The sequence below is a fragment of the Pseudomonas sp. RC3H12 genome (assembly GCF_018596375.1).
Taxonomy (GTDB): Bacteria; Pseudomonadota; Gammaproteobacteria; order Pseudomonadales; family Pseudomonadaceae; genus Aquipseudomonas.
Genome location: NZ_CP075595.1, coordinates 5,282,061 through 5,305,575 on the forward strand (window position 1 = coordinate 5,282,061; position 23,515 = coordinate 5,305,575).

General features: G+C 64.0%; 16 protein-coding genes and 1 pseudogene. 12 read left to right on the forward strand and 5 right to left on the reverse strand.

Translation table 11 applies throughout. The annotated features are described in order from the left end of the window. Positions 1 to 72: 72 nt before the first annotated feature. Complete coding sequence (locus tag KHO27_RS24005; protein ID WP_016712459.1) at positions 73 to 477, reverse strand: YkgJ family cysteine cluster protein; 405 nt, start codon at positions 475 to 477, stop codon at positions 73 to 75. Between the two features lie 185 nt (positions 478 to 662). Between KHO27_RS24005 and KHO27_RS24010 the strand changes: the two genes are divergently transcribed. The 3 genes from KHO27_RS24010 (at position 663) to KHO27_RS24020 (ending at position 4,896) form a co-directional block, all read left to right on the forward strand. Next, on the forward strand, positions 663 to 3,128 hold the full coding sequence (locus tag KHO27_RS24010; RefSeq protein ID WP_110700350.1) for a glycogen/starch/alpha-glucan phosphorylase: 2,466 nt from the start codon (positions 663 to 665) through the stop codon (positions 3,126 to 3,128). A gap of 157 nt (positions 3,129 to 3,285) precedes the next feature. Next, positions 3,286 to 4,296, forward strand: a complete 1,011-nt coding sequence (locus KHO27_RS24015; protein ID WP_038706942.1) for a class 1 fructose-bisphosphatase — start codon at positions 3,286 to 3,288, stop codon at positions 4,294 to 4,296. A 3-nt stretch (positions 4,297 to 4,299) separates the two neighbouring features. After that, positions 4,300 to 4,896 carry a DUF924 family protein gene (locus KHO27_RS24020; protein ID WP_110700352.1) on the forward strand — a complete coding sequence of 199 codons (597 nt, stop codon included), beginning with the start codon at positions 4,300 to 4,302 and terminating at the stop codon, positions 4,894 to 4,896. A 33-nt stretch (positions 4,897 to 4,929) separates the two neighbouring features. On the opposite strand, the gene KHO27_RS26620 is transcribed toward KHO27_RS24020, so the two are convergent. Beyond that, entirely contained in the window at positions 4,930 to 5,760 is an 831-nt protein-coding gene (locus KHO27_RS26620; protein WP_371926848.1) for a methyl-accepting chemotaxis protein, read from the reverse strand. A gap of 24 nt (positions 5,761 to 5,784) precedes the next feature. Beyond that, positions 5,785 to 6,822: pseudogene (locus KHO27_RS26625) on the reverse strand (cache domain-containing protein); the annotation flags it as partial. A 223-nt stretch (positions 6,823 to 7,045) separates the two neighbouring features. Between KHO27_RS26625 and bamE the strand changes: the two are divergent. Together bamE and KHO27_RS24035 are read left to right on the forward strand one after the other, a co-directional pair. Then, a complete protein-coding gene (gene bamE, locus KHO27_RS24030; RefSeq protein WP_079230016.1) occupies positions 7,046 to 7,300 on the forward strand; it encodes an outer membrane protein assembly factor BamE domain-containing protein in 255 nt (84 codons plus the stop codon). Next, on the forward strand, positions 7,297 to 7,869 hold the full coding sequence (locus KHO27_RS24035) for a lipocalin family protein (RefSeq protein ID WP_110700357.1): 573 nt from the start codon (positions 7,297 to 7,299) through the stop codon (positions 7,867 to 7,869). The genes bamE and KHO27_RS24035 overlap by 4 nt, the downstream gene beginning before the upstream one ends. A gap of 69 nt (positions 7,870 to 7,938) precedes the next feature. Here the strand turns inward: KHO27_RS24035 and KHO27_RS24040 are convergent, their stop codons facing one another. Beyond that, on the reverse strand, positions 7,939 to 9,303 hold the full coding sequence (locus KHO27_RS24040; protein ID WP_110700358.1) for a formimidoylglutamate deiminase: 1,365 nt from the start codon (positions 9,301 to 9,303) through the stop codon (positions 7,939 to 7,941). A gap of 144 nt (positions 9,304 to 9,447) precedes the next feature. Between KHO27_RS24040 and hutC the strand changes: the two genes are divergently transcribed. The 7 genes from hutC (at position 9,448) to hutG (ending at position 17,845) form a co-directional block, all read left to right on the forward strand. Beyond that, positions 9,448 to 10,158, forward strand: a complete 711-nt coding sequence (hutC, locus tag KHO27_RS24045) for a histidine utilization transcriptional repressor HutC (RefSeq protein ID WP_167659468.1) — start codon at positions 9,448 to 9,450, stop codon at positions 10,156 to 10,158. Then, positions 10,155 to 10,727, forward strand: a complete 573-nt coding sequence (locus tag KHO27_RS24050; RefSeq protein ID WP_110700360.1) for a HutD/Ves family protein — start codon at positions 10,155 to 10,157, stop codon at positions 10,725 to 10,727. The genes hutC and KHO27_RS24050 overlap by 4 nt, the downstream gene beginning before the upstream one ends. A 246-nt stretch (positions 10,728 to 10,973) precedes the next feature. After that, a complete protein-coding gene (gene hutU, locus KHO27_RS24055) occupies positions 10,974 to 12,647 on the forward strand; it encodes a urocanate hydratase (RefSeq protein WP_011536088.1) in 1,674 nt (557 codons plus the stop codon). 83 nt (positions 12,648 to 12,730) lie between these two features. Further along, a complete protein-coding gene (gene hutH / locus KHO27_RS24060) occupies positions 12,731 to 14,263 on the forward strand; it encodes a histidine ammonia-lyase (protein ID WP_110700362.1) in 1,533 nt (510 codons plus the stop codon). Between the two features lie 140 nt (positions 14,264 to 14,403). Next, positions 14,404 to 15,807 (forward strand): L-histidine transporter HutT, encoded by a 1,404-nt coding sequence (locus tag KHO27_RS24065; RefSeq protein WP_214500893.1) that lies wholly within the window; start codon positions 14,404 to 14,406, stop codon positions 15,805 to 15,807. An 18-nt stretch (positions 15,808 to 15,825) separates the two neighbouring features. Further along, a complete protein-coding gene (hutI, locus tag KHO27_RS24070; protein WP_214500894.1) occupies positions 15,826 to 17,031 on the forward strand; it encodes an imidazolonepropionase in 1,206 nt (401 codons plus the stop codon). A gap of 10 nt (positions 17,032 to 17,041) precedes the next feature. After that, positions 17,042 to 17,845, forward strand: coding sequence for an N-formylglutamate deformylase (gene hutG / locus KHO27_RS24075; protein ID WP_110700368.1), 804 nt, complete (start codon positions 17,042 to 17,044; stop codon positions 17,843 to 17,845). A 45-nt stretch (positions 17,846 to 17,890) separates the two neighbouring features. Here hutG and KHO27_RS24080 read toward each other — a convergent pair whose 3' ends face one another. Continuing rightward, positions 17,891 to 23,485, reverse strand: coding sequence for an NEL-type E3 ubiquitin ligase domain-containing protein (locus KHO27_RS24080; RefSeq protein WP_214500895.1), 5,595 nt, complete (start codon positions 23,483 to 23,485; stop codon positions 17,891 to 17,893). Positions 23,486 to 23,515 lie beyond the last annotated feature (30 nt).

A 23,515-nucleotide genomic window follows, 5' to 3' on the forward strand; every position in this document is an offset into this window, starting at 1 on the left:
CGGGGGCGTTTTTGTTTGCCTTCAGAAATACAGGCCGCTTTGCAGCCCCAGCATTTCAGGCGTGGCGCAGTCTCAGCGCCCGACCACCTTGGGCTTGTACGCGCAATACCCCGGCCGCGGCCCGACCTTGGGGTGGTTGCGGCAGGTATCCGGGCGCTTGTCGTAGATGGTGCACAGGCGGCTCTTGCGATCCAGGTACATGCAGTCATCGTTGCTCATCCGGGTCAGGGTGAAGATCCCCGACTTCTGGTTGAAGCGCTCGATGATGCCTTCCTTCTGCAGGCGCTTGGCCACGTTCTTTGGTGGTTCGTCTTTCTCGAATTCGTCCACCACGCCAATGCGGATCAGATCCTTGATCTTCACCTCCACCGGCAGGGTGCAACAGGTCGAGTGGCAGCCACCGCACATATGGCTGGCATAGCGCTGCCAGGTCTCCAGGCGGTCGACTTCGGCGGCGGCGATCAGGGTCGTTTTCATGGTTATGGGGTGAATCACGGTCTTGGGGCGCGCGATCATACCGGAGTTGTTCAATTTGTGAACAACCTTTTGCCCGATTCCCCTGGTGGTTGATGAAAACCGCGAACGCTCGCTGTCGCTGTGTGTCAGAGCGTCTAGGCTGAACACTCTCCCTGCGCTTTCGCCTACTTGCCCGAGGATGCCGCATGTCCCAGGAAAACAAGGCCCGTGAGGCCAAAGCTCATACCGACGAGGTGGCCGCGTTCCGCGCCGCCGTGCTGGCCAAGCTGACCTACGCCGTTGGCAAGGACCCGGAACACGCCTTCGACCACGACTGGTTCGAGGCCATTGCCCTGGCTGCCCGCGACCATATGGTCGACCACTGGATGGATCACACTCGCCAGGCCTACCGCCGTAGCCAGAAACGGGTGTATTACCTCTCCCTCGAGTTTCTCATCGGCCGCCTGCTGTACGACAGCCTGAGCAATCTGGGTTACCTGGAGATCGCCCGCGAGGCCCTCGAAGGCCTGGACGTCGACCTGGAGCGCATCCGCCTGCTCGAGCCCGATGCGGCGCTGGGCAACGGTGGCCTCGGGCGCCTGGCGGCGTGCTTCATGGAGAGCATGTCGACCCTGGGTATTGCCGCCCATGGCTATGGCATTCGCTACGAGCACGGGTTGTTCCGCCAGGCGGTGGTCGATGGCTGGCAGCAGGAGCAGACCGAGAACTGGCTGGACTTTGGTAACCCCTGGGAGTTCGAGCGGGCCGAAGTGATCTATCCGATCAGTTTCGGCGGCAGCGTCGAGACCGTGCAGGAAGGCAATGGCCAGCAACGTCAGGTTTGGTGGCCGGGCGAGACGGTGCGGGCGGTGGCCTATGACACGCCGGTGGTCGGCTGGCGCGGCTCCAGCGTCAATACCCTGCGCCTGTGGCGTGCCCGGGCGCTGGAGGAGCTGCACCTGGAACGCTTCAATGCTGGTGACCACCTGGGCGCGGTGGCCGAGGTGGCCCGCGCCGAAAGCATCTCGCGAGTGTTGTACCCGGCCGACAGCACCGAGGCTGGCCAGGAGTTGCGCCTGCGCCAGGAGTACTTCTTCGTTTCGGCGTCGCTGCAGGACCTGCTGCGACGCCACCTGAACATGCACAAGGACCTGCTCAACCTGCCGGATGCCGCGGCCATCCAGCTCAACGACACCCACCCGTCGATTGCCGTGGCCGAGCTGATGCGCCTGCTGGTCGACCAGCACGAAATCCCCTGGGACAAAGCGTGGGCGCTGACCGTCGGCACCCTGGCCTACACCAACCACACCTTGTTGCCCGAAGCCCTGGAAACCTGGCCGGTGGCATTGATGGAGCGCATGCTGCCGCGGCACATGCAGATCATCTACCTGATCAACGCCTACCATATCGACGCACTGCGGGCCAAAGGCCTGCACGACTTCGACGTGCTGCGCGCGGTGTCGTTGATCGAGGAGGACAATGGCCGCCGGGTACGCATGGGCAACCTCGCGTTCCTCGGCTCGCACAGCGTCAACGGCGTCTCGGCGCTGCACAGCAAGCTGATGAAAAGCACGGTGTTCGCCGAGCTGCACAAGCTTTACCCGCAGCGAATCAACAACAAGACCAACGGCATCACCTTCCGCCGTTGGCTGTACCAGGCCAACCCGCCGCTCACGGCGATGCTGATCGAGGCGCTGGGGCCGGAGGTGCTGGATGACCCGGAAGGCAAGCTCAAGGCACTGGCGCCCTTCGCCGACAAGGCCACCTTCCGCAAGCAGTTCGCCGCCCAGCGCCTGCACAGCAAGCGCGCCCTGGCCAGCATTATCCAGGACAGGTTGGGCGTGACGGTCAACCCGGAGGCGCTGTTCGACGTGCAGGTCAAACGCATCCACGAGTACAAGCGCCAGTTGCTCAACCTGCTGCATACGGTGGCGCTGTACCAGGCCATCCGCAACGACCCCGGCACTGACTGGGTGCCGCGGGTGAAGATTTTCGCCGGCAAGGCGGCGGCCAGCTACCACCAGGCCAAGCTGATCATCAAGCTGGCCAACGACATTGCCCGGGTGGTCAATAACGACCCCACGGTGCGCGGCCTGCTCAAGGTGGTGTTCCTGCCCAACTACAACGTCAGCCTGGCTGAGAGCATCATTCCGGCGGCGGACCTGTCCGAGCAGATTTCCACGGCCGGCTACGAGGCCTCCGGCACCAGCAACATGAAGTTCGGCCTCAATGGCGCGTTGACCATCGGCACCCTCGATGGCGCCAACGTCGAGATGTGCGAGCAGGTAGGGGCGGAGAACATGTTCATCTTCGGCCTGACCGCGCAGCAGGTGGAGGCACGCAAGCGCAGCGGCGACTTTGGCGCCGCGTCGGCGATCGCCGCCTCCCACCGCCTGGGCGACGTGCTGCAGGCGATTCGCAGCGGGGTGTTCTCGCCTGATGATCCGGCGCGCTATGCCGGCTTGGTGGACGGGCTGATCGCCTACGACCGCTTCCTGGTGTGCGCCGACTTCGATGCCTACTGGGACGCCCAGCGGCGGGTCGAGGAGTTGTGGCACGCGCCGCAGGACTGGTGGCGCGTGGCAGTGCTGAACACGGCGCGCATGGGCTGGTTCTCGTCTGACCGGACCATTCGCGAGTATGCGAGCGAGATCTGGAAGGCCTTGGATTGAAGCGTGGGGCTGCGCGGCAGCCCCGATCGACCAGCTGCGTGAACTCAATGGCCAAAGCGCCGTCTGATCCGCCAGTCGAGTCTCTTTGCTCGCTAGCCTGCAACTCTCCCTGTAAACTGCGGGGGTTTTTCTCCCCCTTTCCTTTTCGGAGCCATACATGTCCCGCGTTACCCTGAGTCGCTATCTGATTGAGCAGACCCGCAGCAACAATACCCCTGCCGATCTGCGCTTCCTGATCGAAGTGGTGGCGCGTGCGTGCAAGGAGATCAGTCACCACGTGTCCAAGGGCGCCCTGGGCGGCGTGCTGGGCAGCATGGGCACCGAGAACGTGCAGGGCGAGGTGCAGAAGAAGCTCGACGTGATTTCCAACGACATCCTGCTCGAAGCCAACGAGTGGGGCGGTCACCTGGCCGGCATGGCCTCCGAAGAGATGGACAATGCCTACCAGATCCCGGGCAAGTACCCCAAAGGCGCCTACCTGCTGGTCTTTGACCCGCTGGACGGCTCGTCGAACATCGACGTCAACGTCTCGGTCGGCACCATCTTCTCGGTGCTGCGTTGCCCGAACGAATACCTGAGCCAGAACGAAACCCTGAACGAGAATGCATTCCTGCAGCCAGGCACCCAGCAGGTCGCCGCCGGCTACGCCATCTACGGCCCGCAGACCATGCTGATCCTGACCCTGGGCAACGGCGTCAAGGGCTTCACCCTGGACCGCGAGCTGGGCAGCTTCGTCCTGACCCACGAAAACATCCAGGTACCGGCCACCACCGCCGAGTTCGCCATCAACATGTCCAACCAGCGCCACTGGGAAGCCCCGGTGCAACGCTACGTGGGCGAGCTGCTGGCCGGCGAGACCGGGCCGCTGAAAAAGAACTACAACATGCGCTGGATCGCCTCCATGGTGGCCGATGTGCATCGCATCCTGACCCGTGGCGGCCTGTTCATGTACCCACGCGATGCCCGCGAGCCGAGCAAGCCGGGCAAGCTGCGCCTGATGTACGAAGCCAACCCGATGTCGTTCATCATCGAACAGGCAGGCGGCGCCTCCACCAACGGTTACGAGCGTATCCTCGACATCAAGCCGGAGAGCCTGCACCAGCGTGTGTCGGTGATCCTCGGCTCGAAGGAAGAGGTCGAGCGCGTCACCGCCTACCACAAGGAGTAAGTCATGCTCGCACCTTGGCAGCCGTTGCTGGAGTGGTGGTTCGGTTGGGGCACAAGTGCCCAGGCCGTGGCTGACGAGAAGAACACGCTGTGGTTCGGCAAGCATCACGACGTCGATGCCCAGGCGCTGTTCGGCGACCTGGTCGAGCAAGCCCTGGCGGGCGGGCTCGACGAGTGGCAGCAGAGCCCCCAGGGCTGGCTCGGTCTGGTGCTGCTGCTGGATCAGTTGCCGCGCATGATCTATCGCGACACGCCGCGTGCCTTCGAGGGTGACCGGCGTGCCCAGGTAGTGGCCATGCAGGGGTTGCAGAAGGGCTGGGACTACCAGCTGCTGCCGATCCAGCGGGTGTTCGTGCTGCTGGTACTGGAGCACGCCGAGGTGCTGGACTGGCAAAACCTGTGCGTCGAGCGTTACCAGACCTTGCTGGACGAGCAGCCCGAGGCCAACCGTCGGTTGTTCGAAGGCTTCCTCGACTATGCCGAGCAGCACCAGCGGGTGATCGCCCGCTTCGGGCGCTTCCCGCACCGCAACCTGGTGCTGAACCGCCCGAGCACCAGTGAAGAGATGGACTTCTTGCTGGAGCCTGGGTCCAGGTTCTAGTGCCAGTGGGGCCGCGAAGCGGCCCCAGCCATCTCAGATCCTGAAACTACCCACCAGATGCTTCAACCGCTCGACCTGATGCTCCAGGTCGGTGCAGGCACGCAAGGTGCTCTGCAGGTTCTGCACCCCTTCCTGATTCAGCGTATTGATCTCGGTGATGTCGACATTGATCGACTCGACCACGGCCGTCTGCTCTTCGGTGGCGGTGGCCACCGACTGGTTCATGCCGTCGATTTCGCCGATGCGCTGGGTGACGCTGCCCAGGCGTTCGCCGGCCTGGTTGGCGATGCCGACGCTGCGGTCGCTGTGTTGCTGGCTCTGGTTCATGGTGCTCACGGCCACCTGGGCTCCGGCCTGCAGCTCCTCGATCAGGCGCTGCACCTGCTGTGCCGAGTCCTGGGTGCGGTGTGCCAGGTTGCGCACCTCGTCGGCCACCACCGCGAACCCACGCCCGGCTTCGCCGGCACGGGCTGCCTCGATGGCCGCGTTGAGCGCCAACAGGTTGGTCTGCTGCGAAATGCCGCTGATCACATCGAGGATCTGGCCGATGTTGGCCGTGTGGTTGTTCAGCGTTTCGATGTTGCCGCTGGCATCACTGATGCGCGCCGACAACTGATTCATCACGTCGATGGTTTCGCCCACCACCTGCTGGCCCTCTTCAGCCAGGCCGCGGGCGGCGCTGGAGTGCTGCGAAGCGAGGGCGGCGTTCTGGGCGATCTCCTGGGCGGCGGCGCCGAGCTGGTTGATCGCCGCGGCGACACTGCTGGTGCGGCTGGACTGCTGGTCGGCGTTGTGGATCGAGGCATTCGAGGCGCTCACCACCTGACCGGCCACGGCATTCACTTGGCCGGTGGCCGAGGCCACTTCGCGGATCGATTCGTGGATCCGCTCGACGAAGCGGTTGAACGACTGCGCCAGGCTGCCGAACTCGTCCTGGGCGTGGATGGCCAGGCGCCGGGTCAGGTCGCCTTCGCCCTCGGCGATGTCGCGCATGGCGCGGCCCATGACGTGCAGCGGTTCCATCAGCACGCGGATCAGCAAGCCGAGCAGGGCGATGATCACCACCACCGCGATCAGTGTCGCCACCACGGCCGAAGTGCGCAGTTCGCCGAGCATGGCGAAAGCTGCGTCCTGGTCCAGCACCAGGGCCACGTACCAGTCCGCCGACGGCACGCCGTCGACGTGGGTGAAGCTGATGAACTGTTTGCGACCCTCGACCTCCACTTCCTTCAGGCCGCTGCCGATGCGCAGGTTACTGCCAGGGTAGACTTCCGCCAGGGGCTTGAGCGCCAGTTCGCCCTTGGGGTGGATGAGCACCTTGCCCTCGCCGTTGACGATGAAGGCGTGCCCGTGGCCGCCGAAGTCCAGGGTGTTGATCAGGTTGCTGATGGTCTGCAGATCGGTGTCGACACCGCTGACGCCGATCATGCGCCCGCCCTGTTGCACCGGAGTGGCCAGGGTGATGACCAGCTTGCCGGCCGATACCGAGATGTACGGTTCGGTGACGATGGTTTGGCCAGCGGCGCTGGCTGCCTTGTACCAGCCGCGCACGCGCGGGTCGTAGTCGGCGGCACGGTTGCCCACCGGCACCGACTGCATGCTGCCGTCCTGGCCGCCGAAGTAGGTGAGGATGAAGTTGCCGCCATACACTGGCAGCGCCAGGATGCGCTCGAGGCTGCTCTTGGCGGGGCCGTCGACGGCAATCTGCTGGGCCACCGAGTTCACCAGCTGGATGCGGCTGTCGAGCCAGGTGCGGATGTTGCCGGCGGTGAGGTTGCCCAGCGATTGCAGGGTCGACTCGGTGTCGCTACGCAGCGACTGACGCTGTCGGTAGTCGTTGAACAGGACGAAGCAAGTGAAGGCGACTGCCACCACCAGGGCGGCGGCCAGCAGGATCTTGTGGCTGAACTTGAGGTTCTTGGTCATTTTTCTTGGAATCTGCGCACGGGCACGAAGGGGAGGGGTGCGGCAAAAGGCCACACCACCGCTCTATGTCGACGCGCAGGGATAAAACATTAATCGTTTGCGCGCCAGGCGACCAACGGTGCACAACGAAACCTCGTCGGCCAGGGAACCGAGGAGCCTTTTTCCCTTCTAAGCTCCCTGCAGGCCCTCGTGCCTGTGTATCCATCTCCAGGAGTGTCCCTTCATGTCGTTGCGTTCCCTCGCCTTGTTGTCCTTGTGCGTCGTCCTGACCGCCTGCAGCAAGATCAACCAGGAAAACTATTCCAAGCTCAAGGCTGGCATGAACAAGGCCGAGGTCGAGCAGTTGCTCGGCACGCCCACGGAGTGCTCTGGTGCGCTAGGCATGAGCAGTTGCACCTGGGGGGACGAGAAGAGCTTCATCAGCGTGCAGTACGCGGCGGACAAGGTCCTGATGTATTCCGGGCAGGGCCTCAAATGAGGCACCTGCACCTGCTGCTAGGCGTGTGCCTGGTGATGCTGCTCGGTGGCTGCGCCACCTTGGCCACCGACCCGCTGGCGCCGAAGACCGCAGGTGCGGTCGACCTCAAGCGTTACCAAGGCAAATGGTTCGAGCTGGCGCGCCTGCCAATGAAGTACCAGGACGGTTGCGCCCAGTCCGAGGCCCATTACAACCTCAAGCCCGATGGCACGGTCGGCGTGCTGAACCGTTGCCGTACCCTGGGTGATGAATGGCTGCGTGCCGAGGGCCATGCGACGCCGCAGCAGGCGGGGCATACCGACAAGCTGTGGGTGGAGTTCGACAATTGGTTCACCCGCCTGGTGCCCGGGGTGGCCAAGGGGGACTACTGGATCCTGTTCGTCGACGAGCGCTATCGCACGGCGATTGTCGGCAGCCCGGACCGCAAGTACCTGTGGATTCTTTCGCGTACGCCTTCGTTGCCGGCGTGGGAGCGTGAAAACCTGCTGGCCAAGGCGCGGCAGCAGGGCTTTGATACCAGCCGCCTGATCTGGCGCACGCCCGACAAGAGCATCGTCGCCCGGCATTGAGGACGCCATCGCGGGGCAAACCCGCTCCCCACATTACCTGTGGGGGCGGGCCCCGCGATGTTTCGACTGTCAGTCCAGCAACTGACGCAGCACTTGTACAAACGCTGCCGCGCTTTGCTCCTCCTGTTCATGCCGCCCTTGGCGCACAACCCACTGCCCGTTGACCATCACATCGCGTACCTGGCGATCAGAACCCGCGAACAACCAGCGGTTGAGAATGGCATCGCCGTCGGCCACGGCCAGATACGGATCCTGCCCGTCCAGTACCAGCCAGTCCGCCCGCTTGCCCACGGCCAGTTCGCCGATCGGCTGTCCCAGCGCCTGGGCACCGCCCAGCAGCGCGGCGTCGTACAAGGTTCGACCAACCATCGGCTGATCGGCGCGATACAGGCGATTGCGCCGCTGGTCACGCAGGCGCTGGCCATACTCCAGCCAGCGCAGTTCCTCGACCACGCTCAAAGACACATGGCTGTCCGAGCCGATACCCATGCGCCCGCCCTGGGCCAGGTAGTCCACCGCCGGGAAGATGCCGTCACCCAGGTTCGCCTCGGTGGTCAGGCACAATCCGGCCACCGCGCCACTGCGGGCCATGGCGGCGACTTCGTCGGCTTCGGCGTGGGTAGCGTGGACCAGGCACCAGCGCTGATCGACATCGACATGCTCGTACAGCCATTGCAGCGGACGGCGGCCGCTCCAGGCCAGGCAGTCATCGACTTCCTTCTGTTGCTCGGCAATGTGGATATGGATCGGGCAGGATTTGTCGCTGGCACCGAGCACATCGGCGATCTGCCCCGGTGTCACGGCGCGCAGCGAGTGGAAGCACAGTCCCAGTGCCTGCGCCGGCTGTTGTGTCAGCAATGGTGCTAGCTGCTGTTGCAGTTGCAGGTATTGTTCGGTTGAGTTGATGAAGCGCCGTTGCCCGTCATTGGGCGCCTGGCCGCCGAATCCGGCATGGCTGTATAGCACCGGCAGCAAGGTCAGGCCGATGCCGCTGGCGGCGGCGGCGGCGCTGATGCGCCGCGACAACTCGGCAGGGTCGGCATAGGCCTGGCCGTTCTGGTCATGGTGTACATAATGGAACTCGGCCACCGAGGTGTAGCCGGCCTTGAGCATCTCGATATACAACTGGCGCGCGATGACCTGCAGTTGCTCCGGCGTGATGCGGCCGACCAGGCGGTACATCAGCTCGCGCCAGGTCCAGAAGCTGTCGTTGGGATTGCCGGCCACTTCCGCCAGCCCTGCCATGGCCCGCTGGAATGCGTGCGAGTGCAGGTTGGGCATGCCCGGCAGCAGCGGCCCGCCCAGGCGCTCGGCGCCCTCGGCGTCGGCATCGGCCATGATCGCGGCCAGTCGACCGTCGGCGGCGACCTCCAGGCGGACATTGCGGGCCCAGCCCGAAGGGAGCAGGGCGCGTTCGGCGAAGTAGGCGGGCATCGGTGAAATCCTGTTATTGTTAACTTGTATATACATATACAGCCGTTTGCCTGCCGGGTAAACTCCGGCAAGCTACCGTTCACTCCAACCGCACAAGGATTCAACGCCGTGCCGACACTTCCTGTCTCCGCGCTGGTTGCCCAGATGGGCGAAGGGCCGGCGCCGCTCTACGCCCGGGTGAAACAGATGATCATCCAGCAGATCGAGAGCGGCAGCTGGCCGCCTCATCACCGGGTGCCATCGGAAAGCGAACTGGTCAGCGAGCTGGGCTTCAGCCGCATGACCATCAACCGCGCCCTGCGCGAACTCACCGCCGAAGGCCTGCTGGTGCGCATGCAGGGCGTCGGTACCTTCGTCGCCGAGCCCAAGAGCCGCTCGGCGCTGTTCGAGGTCAACAACATCGCCGACGAGATCGCCGGCCGTGGCCACCAGCATAGCTGCCAGGTAATCAAGCTTGCCGAAGAGGCCGCCGGCTCCGAGCGCGCCCTGGCACTGGACATGCGCGAAGGCCAGCGGGTCTTCCACTCGCTGATCGTGCATTACGAAAATGGCGTGCCGGTGCAGATCGAGGACCGCTACGTCAACGCCGCCATCGCTCCGGATTACCTCAAGCAGGATTTCACCCGGCAGACGCCCTACGCCTACCTGTCGCAGGTGGCGCCGCTCACTGAAGGCGAGCACGTGGTCGAGGCGATCCTCGCCGAGCCTGAAGAATGCAAACTACTGCAGATCGAGCGGGGCGAGCCGTGCCTGTTGATCCGCCGTCGCACCTGGTCGGGGCGCCAGCCGGTCACCGCTGCGCGCCTGATCCACCCCGGTTCCCGTCACCGTCTGGAAGGACGATTCAGCAAATGACCCAGTTGCAGCTGTTGCGTGCCCAGGACTACCCGCGCATGCCCTGGAAGAACGGTGGCGGTTTCACCGAAGAGATCACCCGCGACGCAGGCGACAGCCTGGACGGTTTCGGCTGGCGCCTGTCGATCGCCGATATCGAGGAGTCCGGTGGTTTTTCCAGCTTCACCGGGTACCAGCGGATCATCACCGTATTGCAGGGCGATGGCATGCGCCTGTTGGTCGATGGCCAAGCCAGCCGGCCGTTGCTGCCGTTCGATGCGTTCGCCTTCAGTGGCGAAAGCCAGGTGAGCTGCAAGCTGTTGGGCGGGGCGATTCGCGATTTCAACCTGATCTATGCGCCGCAGCGGTATCGGGCGCGGTTGCAGTGGTTCGATGGCAGTAGCCGGCTCTTCAGCTCGGCGTCGACGCTGTTGCTGTTTGCCGCCAGCACTCATGTCGAGGTGGGGCTGGCTAGGGAGGAGACGCAGCAGCTTGGGCGCTATGACTGTCTGCGGGTCGATGGCAATGAAGGGTTGCTGGAAATGGATGTACAGGGGCGGTTCTGCCTGATCGAGCTGATTTCACACTGATCTGTCATCGCTGAAAGGGGGCTGCTATGCAGCCCATCGCTGGCAAGCCAGCTCCCACATGGGCCAAGTGAACCCTGTGGGAGCTGGCTTGCCAGCGATGGGGCGCGTAGCGGCCCCTTTTTCGTTTTTCATCCGAGGAATGGTCACTCTTTTTTGGTTGCCTATGCTTGTACATACAAGTAAAGGTGTGTTTGTATAGTCACCACGACACACACATGCCGTCGGACGACCGCAGAGGACATCCCCGTGACTGACAACAACAAGTACCGTGACGTAGAAATCCGTGCCCCGCGTGGCAACAAGCTGACCGCCAAGAGCTGGCTGACCGAAGCCCCGCTGCGCATGCTGATGAACAACCTCGACCCGCAGGTCGCCGAAAACCCGAAGGAGCTGGTGGTGTACGGCGGCATCGGCCGCGCCGCGCGCAACTGGGAGTGCTACGACAAGATCGTCGAAACCCTGACCCGCCTGGAAGACGACGAAACCCTGCTGGTGCAGTCGGGCAAGCCGGTCGGCGTGTTCAAGACCCACAGCAATGCCCCGCGCGTGCTGATCGCCAACTCCAACCTGGTACCGCACTGGGCCAACTGGGAACACTTCAACGAACTGGATGCCAAGGGCCTGGCCATGTACGGCCAGATGACCGCCGGCAGCTGGATCTACATCGGCAGCCAGGGCATCGTCCAGGGCACCTATGAAACCTTCGTCGAGGCCGGCCGCCAGCACTACAACGGCAGCCTCAAGGGCAAGTGGGTACTGACCGCGGGCCTGGGCGGCATGGGCGGCGCCCAGCCACTGGCGGCAACACTTGCTGGCGCCTGCTCGCTGAACATCGAGTGCCAGCAGAGCCGCATCGACTTCCGCCTCGAGACCCGCTACGTCGACGAGCAGGCCACTGACCTGGACGACGCCCTGGCCCGCATCGCCAAGTACACCGCCGAAGGCAAGGCCATCTCCATCGCCCTGCACGGCAACGCCGCCGAAATCCTGCCAGAGCTGGTCAAGCGTGGCGTGCGCCCGGACATGGTCACCGACCAGACTAGCGCCCACGACCCGCTCAACGGCTACCTGCCGGCTGGCTGGACCTGGGAGCAGTACCGCGACCGCGCGCAGACCGACCCGGCTGCTGTGGTGAAAGCCGCCAAGCAATCCATGGCCGTGCACGTCAAGGCCATGCTCGACTTCCAGAAGCAGGGCATCCCGACCTTCGACTACGGCAACAACATTCGTCAGATGGCCAAGGAAGAGGGCGTTGCCAACGCCTTTGACTTCCCAGGCTTCGTCCCGGCGTATATCCGCCCGCTGTTCTGCCGCGGTGTCGGCCCGTTCCGCTGGGCTGCGCTGTCCGGTGACGCCGAGGACATCTACAAGACCGACGCCAAGGTCAAGGAACTGATCCCCGACGACGCCCACCTGCACCGCTGGCTGGACATGGCCCGCGAGCGCATCAGCTTCCAGGGCCTGCCGGCGCGCATCTGCTGGGTTGGCCTGGGCCTGCGCGCCAAGCTGGGCCTGGCATTCAACGAAATGGTGCGCAGCGGCGAGCTGTCGGCGCCGGTCGTCATCGGCCGCGACCACCTGGACTCGGGCTCGGTGTCCAGCCCCAACCGTGAAACCGAAGCCATGCGCGACGGCTCCGACGCTGTCTCCGACTGGCCGCTACTCAACGCCCTGCTCAATACCGCAGGCGGCGCCACCTGGGTTTCGCTGCACCACGGCGGTGGCGTAGGCATGGGCTTCTCCCAGCATTCGGGCATGGTCATCGTCTGCGACGGTACCGATGAAGCCGCCGAGCGTATCGCCCGCGTACTGACCAACGACCCGGGCACCGGCGTGATGCGCCACGCCGACGCCGGCTACCAGATCGCCATCGACTGCGCCAAGGAGCAGGGCCTGGACCTGCCGATGATCACCGGCTGATCGCCGCGCTTTGGATCGCACCCTTCACGGGTGATACTGAACAACAAGAAGGGGGCCATGGCCCCCGCGATTGGAGTAGCGAAGTGACCGAATTGACCCTCAAGCCCGGCACCCTGACCCTGGCCCAACTGCGCGCCGTCCACGCCGCGCCCGTGCGCCTGCAGCTCGATGCCAGCGCCGCGCCCGCCATCGACGCCAGCGTCGCCTGCGTCGAGCAGATCATCGCCGAAGACCGTACCGCCTATGGCATCAACACCGGTTTCGGCCTGCTGGCCTCGACCCGCATCGCCAGCCACGATCTGGAAAACCTGCAGCGCTCGCTGGTGCTGTCCCACGCCGCCGGTATCGGCGCGCCACTGGACGACGACCTGGTGCGGCTGATCATGGTGCTCAAGATCAACAGCCTCAGTCGTGGCTTCTCCGGCATTCGCCGCAAAGTCATCGATGCGCTGATCGGCCTAGTCAACGCCGAAGTCTACCCACACATCCCGCTGAAAGGTTCGGTCGGCGCCTCCGGCGACCTCGCGCCGCTGGCGCACATGTCGCTGGTGCTGCTGGGCGAGGGCAAGGCCCGCTATAAGGGCCAATGGTTGCCGGCCACCGAAGCCCTGGCCGTCGCCGGCCTGGAGCCACTGACCCTGGCCGCGAAAGAGGGCCTGGCACTGCTCAACGGCACCCAGGCCTCCACCGCTTACGCCCTGCGTGGCCTGTTCCAGGCCGAAGACCTGTACGCCGCGGCCATCGCCTGTGGCGGCCTGAGCGTCGAGGCGGCGCTGGGTTCGCGCTCGCCGTTCGATGCGCGCATCCATGAAGTGCGCGGTCAGCGTGGCCAGATCGATACCGCCGCCTGCTTCCGCGACCTGCTGGGTGATTCCAGCGAAGTCTCGCTGTCGCACAAAAACTGCGACAAGGTCCAGGACCCGTACTCGCTGCGCTGCCAGCCGCAAGTCATGGGTGCCTGCCTGACCCAGATCCGCCAGGCTGCCGAAGTGCTGGGCATCGAAGCCAACGCTGTGTCGGACAACCCGCTGGTGTTCGCCGCCGAGGGTGACGTGATCTCCGGTGGCAACTTCCACGCCGAGCCGGTGGCCATGGCCGCCGACAACCTGGCCCTGGCCATTGCCGAGATCGGCTCGCTGAGCGAGCGCCGCATCTCGCTGATGATGGACAAGCACATGTCCCAGCTGCCGCCGTTCCTGGTGGAAAACGGTGGTGTGAACTCCGGCTTCATGATCGCCCAGGTCACCGCAGCCGCCCTGGCCAGCGAGAACAAGGCACTGTCGCACCCGCACAGCGTCGACAGCCTGCCGACCTCCGCCAACCAGGAAGACCATGTCTCGATGGCCCCGGCCGCCGGCAAGCGCCTGTGGGAAATGGCCGAGAACACCCGTGGCGTGCTGGCCATCGAATGGTTGGGCGCCTGCCAGGGCCTGGACCTGCGCAAGGGCCTGAAGACCTCCGCCAAGCTGGAACAGGCGCGCCAGGCGCTGCGGCGCGAAGTGCCGCACTATGACCGCGACCGTTTCTTCTCGCCGGATATCGAGGCGGCTGCCGCGTTGCTGGCCAAAGGCACGCTGACCGGGCTGCTGCCGGCGGGCGTCCTGCCAAGCCTGTAACGCCCTCGGGGCCGCTTTGCGGCCCATCGCCGGCAAGCCGGCTCCCACAACTGCTTGTGTGGGAGCCGGCTTGCCGGCGATTGGGCTGCGCAGCAGACCCCATCCCGATATCACGACCAGAACAACAATAAGGACGTGACATGCAACAAGCTCAAGGTCTCAAGCGCGGGCTATCGGCCCGGCACATCCGTTTCATGGCGCTCGGTTCGGCAATCGGTACCGGGCTTTTCTACGGTTCGGCCTCGGCCATCCAGATGGCCGGCCCGGCCGTGCTGCTGGCCTACCTGATCGGCGGCGCCGCAGTATTCATGGTCATGCGTGCCCTCGGCGAAATGGCCGTGCACAATCCGGTGTCCGGCTCCTTCGGCCACTACGCCAGCACCTACCTCGGCCCCATGGCCGGCTTCATCCTCGGCTGGACCTACGCCTTCGAGATGGTCATCGTCGCCATCGCCGACGTCACGGCCTTCGGGATCTACATGGGCTTCTGGTTCCCCGAAGTGGCACGCTGGATCTGGGTGCTCGGTATCGTCTTCCTGATCGGCGGCCTGAACCTGTGCAACGTACGGGTGTTCGGCGAGATGGAGTTCTGGCTGTCGCTGCTCAAGGTCGGCGCCATCGTCGCGATGATCCTCGCAGGTCTCGGCATCATGGCCTTCGGTTTCAGCCAGGTGGGCACCGGGCAGGCTGTCGGGGTGAGCAACCTGTTCGAACATGGCGGCTTCATGCCCAATGGCGTCAGCGGCCTGATCGCTTCGTTCGCGGTGGTGATGTTCGCCTTTGGCGGCATCGAGATCATCGGCGTCACCGCAGGTGAAGCGAAAGACCCGCAACGCGTGATCCCGAAAGCGATCAACGCCGTGCCGCTGCGCATCCTGCTGTTCTACGTGCTGACCCTGTTCGTGCTGATGTGCCTGTACCCCTGGCCGCAGATCGGCAGCCAGGGTAGCCCGTTCGTGCAGATCTTCAGCAACCTGGGGATTGGCTCGGCGGCGGCGGTGCTGAACATCGTGGTGATTTCGGCAGCCATCTCTGCGATCAACAGCGACATCTTCGGCGCTGGCCGGATGATGTACGGCCTGTCCCAGCACGGCCAGGCGCCGCGTGGCTTTGGCAAGCTGTCCAGGCACGGCGTGCCGTGGATGACCGTGGTGGTGATGGGCGCGGCGCTGCTGGTCGGGGTGCTGCTCAACTACCTGATCCCGGAGAACGTGTTCCTGCTGATCGCATCGATCGCTACCTTCGCCACTGTATGGGTGTGGCTGATGATCCTGGTCACCCAGGTGGCCATGCGCCGCAGCATGAGCCGCGAGGAAGTCGCCCAGCTCAAGTTCCCGGTACCCTTCTGGCCCTATGGCCCGGCCCTGGCCATTGCCTTCATGGTGTTCATCTTCGGTGTGCTCGGCTACTTCCCCGACACCCAGGCGGCATTGATCGTCGGGGTGATCTGGGTGGTGTTCCTGGTGGCCTCCTACCTGCTGTGGTGCAAACCACGCGCCGGTGGTGGCGAGCCAGTCCGGGAAACTGCCGAGCTGCAACGCTGAATTAGAAAGGAGATCCTGATGAGAACCCTCTGGCAGCACTGCCACGCCGCGACCATGACCGGTGGTCGCTACGCGGTCATCGAGGACGCGGCGATCGTCACCAGCGCCGGCCTGATCGAGTGGATCGGCACCCGCGCTGACATGCCGTCGGTCACGGCCGACCGCGTCGTCGATCTTGGCGGCGCCTGGGTCACCCCCGGGCTGATCGACTGCCACACCCATGCGGTGTTCGGCGGCAACCGCAGCGGCGAGTTCGAGCAGCGCCTGCAGGGCGTCAGCTATGCCGAGATCGCTGCCCAGGGCGGCGGTATCGCCAGCACCGTGCGGGCCACCCGCGCGGCCAGTGAGGACGAGCTGCTGGGCAGTGCCCGCCAGCGGGTTCAGGCACTGATGCGCGACGGCGTGACCACGATCGAGATCAAGTCCGGCTATGGCCTGGATCTCGAGAACGAGCGCAAGATGCTGCGCGTCGCCCGCCGCCTGGGCGAGGAGTTGCCGGTGACCGTGCGCAGCACCTGCCTGGCCGCCCATGCGATGCCTCCGGAATACGCGGGCAGAGCGGACGACTACATCGACCATATCTGCGAGCAGATGCTCCCGGCGTTGGCCGCCGAGGGGCTGGTGGACGCGGTGGATGCCTTCTGCGAGCACCTGGCGTTTTCCCCGGCCCAGGTCGAGCGCCTCTTCATCAAGGCGCGCGAGCTGGGGCTGCCGGTCAAGCTGCATGCCGAGCAACTGTCGTCGCTGCATGGCTCGAGCCTGGCAGCCCGTTACCAGGCGCTGTCGGCCGATCACCTGGAGTTCATGACCGAGGAAGACGCCATGGCCATGGCTGCGGCCGGCACTGTTGCCGTGCTGTTGCCGGGGGCGTTCTACTTCCTGCGCGAAACCCAGTTGCCACCGATGGACGCCCTGCGCCGGCACGGCGTGAAGATCGCCCTGGCCAGCGACCTCAACCCTGGCACCTCGCCGGGGCTGTCGCTGCGCCTGATGCTGAACATGGGCTGCACCTGTTTCCGCATGACCCCCGAGGAAGCGCTGGCCGGCGTCACCGTGCATGCCGCCACGGCCCTGGGGCTGGGCGACAGCCATGGCTCGCTGGAAGTGGGCAAGGTGGCGGATTTCATCGCCTGGCAGATCGAACGCCCGGCCGACCTCAGCTACTGGCTTGGCGGCGACCTGCCCAAGCGCGTGGTGCGCATGGGTCACGAGATATCCAATTGAGCGAGGCGACATGGACAAGGTTTTGAGTTTCCACCAGGGCCGCCTGCCCCTGCTGATCAGCATGCCCCACGCCGGGCTTGGCCTCACCGATGCCGTGCGCGACGGTCTGGTAGACCGGGCCCGCAGCCTGCCGGACACCGATTGGCATATCCCACTCTTGTATACCTTCGCTCGTGACCTGGGCGCCAGCGTGGTAGCGGCGGAGTACTCGCGGTTCGTCATTGACCTGAATCGGCCGGATGACGACAAGCCGCTGTATGCCGGTGCCACCACCGGCCTGTACCCGGCCACGTTGTTCGATGGCGAGCCGCTGTTCAAGGACGGGCTGGAACCGACAGGCGAGCAGCGCAAACAGTACCTGAAGCAGATCTGGCGCCCTTACCACGACACCATTCGCAACGAGTTGGAGCGTCTGCATGACCACTTCGGCTACGCCCTGTTGTGGGATGCCCATTCGATCCGCTCGCTGATTCCGCACCTGTTCGACGGCAAGCTGCCGGACTTCAACCTTGGCACCTTCAACGGTGCAAGTTGCGACCCGGAGCTGGCTCAACGGCTGGAGGGCGTATGCGCTGAGGCGCAGGGCTACAGCCATGTGCTCAATGGCCGTTTCAAGGGTGGGCATATCACCCGGCATTACGGCGATCCGGCGAACAACATCCATGCAGTGCAACTGGAGCTAGCGCAGAGCACCTACATGGATGAAGTGGAGCCTTTCACCTATCGCGAGCAACTGGCACAACCCACCCAGTCGGTCTTGCGCCGCCTGTTGGAAGCCACCTTGCAATGGGGGCGTGAGCGCTACGGGCGCTAACATGCAGCAATGGCCAGCGCCGTAGCTGCGGGCGCTGGCTTGCGGCTAGTGGTGCTCGGCGCGAATGCGCTGGGTCAGCTCGGCGATCAGGTTTGCCTCTTGTCGCTCGCGCAGAGCCTCCAGCGCGCGGGTCGGCGCCTCCAGTTCATCCAGGCTGGCCTCTGGTTGGTCGTATTGCAGGTTGTTCACTGCGCTCTGGAACTTCGTTTCGATCCGCTCAAAATCGCCAGCGTAGACCTCGCGCAGGTAATCGACCCAGAACGGCGTGTAGCCGGCGAATGTCAGAAACTCCTCCCCCTCCTCAGCCTCCCATATTCGTAACGCAGCATCCGTGGCATCTGCCGAACTCACGTCGGCAGCGAACATCATTTCGTCAGCCGGGCTCAGCAGATCCAGGCGCGAGGCCAGCAGACGCCGATAAGCCAGGCGGACTTCGGCGGCATCCTGGTGCAGTGACCTGGCGCTGGCAATTTCATCGAGGCGCTCTTGGCGGAAATGGCGGCGCAGCAAACGATAGAGGCGCGACTCGCGACCCGCCCCGGTCGTATCCAGGGCGGTCTGGGCAATCATGTGCATCTGCTCGACCTGCTGGAACTGCAGCAAGATCCCGTCCGGGCAGGTGCCTTCGCGGATGGCCTCGGCAGCAATCGCATCGAACACCTCACGTTCATCTGGCTGGTTCGCTGCCATTGCCAGGACACGCCAGACACGCTCTATGATGGCTGGCCTGGTGTCGGTGTTGCGATAGGGCACGGCTGTTGTCAGCTGGGTGATCAGTTGCAGCAGGTTGTCCGCATCACCGGCCTGGCGAATTTGCTGCCACTGCGCGTCCCGTGAGTGGTGCAAGCTGCCGGCACCCTCCAGCCAAGGGCTGGCATCCAGTTCTAGCATCGGCGTCCAGGGGGCAAAGCCATGGCGATGGTAGCTGCCGGTGCTGCCCGTACTACCGAGGCTGCCCAGCGAGCTGCCGAATGCGACACCTGGCTCGATGCCCATTGGCGACGCGCTGAGAATGTCGAAGGGCAAGTCCATGTCGAAGGTGAAGGTCCGGTCGTAGCGCTGTGACAGGTGCGCTGCGCGCATCGTCGCGGGGGTCAACGGGTTGCCGGTCAACAGGATGGCAGTGCTGCCGAACGTGCTTGGCGGGTTTTCGAGAATCGTCTGGGGCAGGGTAGTCAGGCGGTTTTCCCGCAGGTCCAAGGTGTATCTGGGCATCAGGTTGTCCAGCCAGGCCGGCCAGCTTTCCAGCCCCATGTTGCGCAGAGCAAGGCGATCAAGGCGTGGGGCCATGCCATTGAGGCTGCGCAATTCCGGGTTCAGCCGGTTGTCAGAGATGTCTAGTTCCCTCAAGGCGGGTATGCGTGCGATTACGCGCATCGCCTGATTGTCGATCTCCAGGCCCTGGTTTATGACGCTCAGGCGGCTGAGCGCAGGCAGCCGGGTCAGTGCCTCGGGTAGGCGCGAAAGTGGCCGGGCATGGCCGTCGAGGGTCAAATGGGTGATGTGTGTGAAACGCTCAAGCCACCGGTCAAGCTGCTCTGCCGTGCCCTGCATGCGGGTCAGTCGGACAATATCGGCGCAGCGGATGAAGAACTCCGGCAGTGAAGGTGGGAAGTGTTCAACACTGAAGTCATCAAGGTGCCAGGGGCTCAGGGAGTCGTCACGGACACGGCGTTCCCAGAAGTCGAGAGTAGATTGGGCGACTCTCGATCGAGCGTTTGCCGTTTGGCCGTCAGGCACCGACGTGGACGTGGAGGCCATGCTCCACTGGTACAGGGTGTCGCGCAGCGCTTGATACTGCTCGATGACGAGATTGTGCCCCAGGCTGAAAACGAACCGGCGACGCAGGCTTGCCTGGCTGTGGTGCAAATCCAGCAACTGCGCCGGGCGTATGGCATTGCCATCGAGCAGAATACGGGTGTGCGTGCTCTCGCTTTCGGCGTTTTCCAGTAACAGCGTCGGGACACGGGTCAGGTTGTTGTGTTGCAGCGACAAGGTGCCGATTCGTTCCAGGGCCACCGCGTCAAGCCAGTCCGGCCAGTGTTCCAGTGCCATACGCTCCAGGCCCAGGTAATCCAGATACCAGTCCGGGGGGCTGAAGCGTGTGAGTGGAGCAAGGCGATTGCCGCTCAGGTCCAGATAGCTCAGTTGAGTGCGAGAGGCGAAGCGTTCGAGGTCCAGCGGGTAGAGTGTGAGGTTCTGGTTGATCAGTCTCAATTCACCAAGCTGTGGAAAACTACTGACGATCAGCGGCAAGCTGTTGGCGAACTCCGAGGTTCCAGCGAGCGCGTCAGGGTGACGGCTGATTTCCAGGGCTGACAGGTTGGGGAAGTGCCCGAAGACATTGCTCAGTTGCGCTTCGAAATCTGTCCAGGCCAAGCTGCTGTCGGGCGAGTGATCGAGGAGGATGTCGTCCAGCTGCAAGCGGTTGACCCGTAAACCGATGAAGGCAGGCAACTGCCGGGGGAACTCGGCGATGAACATCCTGGAAAGCCGCAGAATACCTGGTGATTCGTCGAGTTCGGGCACGGCACTATGAATCCAGTGCTGCCACAGGGCCATTTCGATCTCTTGTCGATTGGCGATACTCGCTCCGAGAGCCAACACCTGGTTAGTGCCGGTGAAGGCCTCATCCAAACTCTGACGCAGCTCCTGGCGCTCGACACGCAATTGATCGATCCGCGCCTGTATCTGAGAGGGCGACCGGCCAGCGTTTTCCAGGGCCACCAAGACACGCTCCGAGGATAGGGAGAATTCGGGTGCCAAGCTCAAGTCGTCAAGTTGCGACAACAAGCTTCTCCTGCTCTGCGGTTCTGGAGGTTTCCCGTCATCGCTCAGGCGGTAGCCCAGCCGTCCATCGGCCAGGCGCATGGGCGAACGAAACACGGGGGGCTGCATGTTGAGCACTTTGCGCAGTTCGGCGCGCGGTAGCAGGGGGGCGTCCCGCACCCGTTCTTGCAGGGCTGACGCCGAATCGATACCCAGCGCCAATTTATGTGAGTCGGTCAGCGCGTCGAACACTGCGCCGTACAGGCTGTCGTGGGGGCGAATCTGCTCATCCGGGGTCTCGGCCGTCGGGGTCTCCAGATAGCCTGCCCAGGCACTGGTGATCGATACGGTCGAGCTGGTTTTCTTTGGGCCGATAGCGTCGATACGTTCCGGGGATACCTGGCGGTGGTGCAGCTCCACCCGCAGGTCCTCGGGCCAGCCTGGCAGCCGTTCGAGCATGCGCAGGGCCAGGCGGTCGCTGTCCCAGCTACGCGTGGAATCCAGATACAGGCCTTCGTAGGCACGGGCCAGCCGCACCTGTTGTTGATAGAGCCGAATTTCCCCAGCCAGCCGACCAGGTACCTTACCTGCAGTCAGCATGCGTCGTTCGGCGTATGAGGCATTGCGCGCCAGTTCTTCGCAAAGCCTGACAGGTAGATTCGGGTAAACCCTTCGAAGCAGTGCCGCGCGAGAGGAAAGGGGGACGATGACTGCCTGGGTGCGGTGCCTGAACTCGGCGCTGCGCGCCATGATCGAGGCCTCGGGAAGCGCCTGCTGTATGTGCTGATCGATGGCAAAACGCTCCATCGTGTCCTCCAGCAGCGCCGGTAGCCTCTGGTTGTGACACAGAATCTTGCGCAGCACGTGCTCGTCGGTGCCGCTGACACGCAGTATCTGCTCGGCGGCACATTCATCGAAGCTGGCCTGCAGGTGTCCAAGCCTGCGGAACAGACGCATGTCGGCCCAACTACGCGGTTGCTCGGTGGGAAGCAGCCACGCCCCTGCGCCGTTGTGCAGCGCTGTCGGTTGGTAGCTGTTGGTGCGGCCAGGGTGTTCGAGGCGATACCCATTGTCTGCGCGCTTGAGCGAGTACACCCGGTCCTCGACCGGCAGCCAGGTTTTGCCTTCGTGGTGGATCAAACCGAATTCGTCGGGCTTGAGTCCGGCCGGCAGTACTGTGTCGTGGTGGAAGGGGGCCAGATCGGGTTTCCACAGGCGGCGTTCACCGTCAGGCGTCTCGACGGGCTGGAGCTCTTCGATGAAGGACGGCGTCTGCACCGATATTCGCTCGACCACCGGTATGCCACTGCCACGGTGAGCCGCCGCCAGCGCCGCCATGATGGCGACGTTCTCGATCACATCCATCAGGTACTGCAGCGCTTGCTCGCGATCCCCGTCGAGCCAGCTGCCAATACCCTCGAAGGTTTCGTTGACCAGTTGCACTGCGGTCACACCGAGCATCAAGGCACCTAACGGTGCTATGAACATGCCCGCGAAATTCAGGGTATTTAACGCGATAGCCTCGAAGTAGGCCATGTGCCTTCGGGCGGTCTGCTGGTCCATCGTTGCCGTCGGTACGGCGTGGAACAGTCCATCGTCGCGCAGGCGCTGCTGCCGTTGAGTGACTCGCTCGTCCATGCACGACCTGGTGAAGGGGTGTACGTGCAGGCTGATCTGGGGGTTGGGGGCGGGTAGGCGTTCCTTGTACTGGCCGCTGGCGTTCCAGGTATAGGGTTCAAGCGTGTCGGTGAGTCTGTCGAGGAAACTGCTCCGGTGCCGGTCGGGTATCAGTTGCTGGTGGCTCGCCTGGCGAAGTGCTGGCAACTGCTTGGCAAGGAAGACTTCGGCATCGGCCCTGGATGCATGGCAGGTCAGCGGCTCGGGGAGGCCTGGGAGGTAAAGCACCAGCCAGCCGTCATAGGGATACACCGGGCCGGGTGGGAAGCGCCCGGCACCCGTTGGGATGCGAGCGTCGATTCCAATCGTCATTGCGCCGGTAAGAGTGGTGTGCAACAGCGTGATGCTGCCACACAGCACAGGGCGCCCGCCATGTTCGACTTTGTCGTCGCTCGCGAGTTTCAGCAGGGTATCGTGGATGGCTTTGCCGATCTTGCCCAGTAAAAAGGCGTGGTGAACGTGCAAGCAGAATGCAGAGCTTTCGGCAGCCTTGAATACGGTCCGAACGGCTTCTGAGTCTGGCTTGTCGGCGGGGGGATCAAGCGCGTCGAGCAGCGCCTGGTACTTGCCGCCGATATCCAGCTTACGTGCCAGCGCCGCAAAGTCTTCTGCAGTGATGGGCAGCCTGACGGCCTGGGAGACGGGACTGACATCGTTCCTGTCGAGGATGGCCGACTCTTTGTTGCCAGCTTTCAAGCCCCCAGGTCGAGCTTCGAAGGCCTCGAAATTCTGCAGGGCGCTGTGCAGCAGGGATTGAGTCGCCAGCTTCAGGGCGCGGGCTGAAGTGGCGAATGGGTCGCTGGTCAGGCTGGACAGCGTCTCTCTGATGGCCGCGGCCCTGGTCAGATTCATCAGGTAGGTTGTCGAAACCTCGATCTGCTGGTCGAAGTGCTGGCGGATCGCGTTCGAAAGCAGTTCAGTGGCGTATTGCTCCAGCTGTGGCAGGCCCGCCAGAAGTGTCTTCAGGTTGGCTTCGGCCTGCAGGTGCTGGCCATAGGTTTGCGCCAGTGCCTTGGCCACCGCCGGGTTCTCCTCGCATGCGCGTTCGAGCTGTGGGTCGCGTTGGCTTGCCGCTTGGCGCAGGAGTTGCCGTTGCTCCGGCTGAGCGTCGATCAGCCAGGCGGGTAACTTGCGGCTGATCAGTTGGTGATAGAGACTAGGTTCGGAGGTTGCAGCGTTTGCCGGGTCGAGCATGAGGGCATCTCGTGTTGATTGAGTCCCTCA